This is a genomic window from Bacillus cereus group sp. Bce019 (assembly GCF_051781745.1).
Lineage (GTDB): Bacteria > Bacillota > Bacilli > Bacillales > Bacillaceae_G > Bacillus_A > Bacillus_A cereus.
In genome coordinates, this window is record NZ_JBPWJX010000130.1 from 1 (window position 1) to 271 (window position 271).

Consider the following 271-nt stretch of genomic DNA (forward strand, 5'->3'; position numbering starts at 1 on the left):
CCAGGGCCTGGCCACGGTGTTGACATGGAAGGGACTGCGCTCGAAGTCGATCTGCGGATGCGGCCGCTCGAAATGCAGGCTGGGCGGCAAGGTGGCATGCCTGAGCGAGAGCACCGTCTTGATCAGGCCCGTGACACCGGCTGCCGCATCGAGATGGCCGATATTGGTCTTCACCGAGCCGATGGCCCAGTAGCCCCTGCGCTGCGTGCTGGCGCGAAAGGCCTGGGTCAGCGCCGCGATCTCGATGGGGTCGCCCAGCGCCGTGCCCGTG

General features: G+C 67.5%; 1 pseudogene. It reads right to left on the bottom strand.

The window, feature by feature from the left end:
* Positions 1-271: pseudogene (locus ACS2QP_RS27740) on the bottom strand (hypothetical protein); the annotation flags it as partial.